At 74.2% G+C, this 267-nt stretch carries 1 pseudogene; it reads right to left on the bottom strand.

What is annotated here, in order from left to right:
* A pseudogene (locus SB751_RS31175) lies at positions 1-267 on the bottom strand (quinone-dependent dihydroorotate dehydrogenase); the annotation flags it as partial.

The raw sequence follows: 267 nt of genomic DNA, 5'->3' as shown, positions 1-267 counted from the left end.
CGGATTGCCCGGCTGCGGCCGCGGCGTGACCGTGCCGACCTCGATGAAGCCGAAGCCGAGCGCGGCGAGGCCGTCGATGGCCGCGCCGTCCTTGTCGAGGCCCGCCGCGAGGCCGACCGGGTTGCGGAACGTGAGCCCCATCACGGTGCGCGGCGCATCGGGCACACGGGCCGACAGCGCGCACGCGAGGCCCGTGCGGCCAGCCGCGCCGAGCGCGCGCAGCGTGAGGTGATGAGCGTCTTCCGCATCCATCTTGAACAGGGATGC

Origin of the sequence: Cupriavidus sp. SIMBA_020, from assembly GCF_046535395.1 — a bacterium.
Taxonomy (GTDB): domain Bacteria; phylum Pseudomonadota; class Gammaproteobacteria; order Burkholderiales; family Burkholderiaceae; genus Cupriavidus; species Cupriavidus campinensis.
This window is presented reverse-complemented; position numbering and strand designations above follow the sequence as displayed.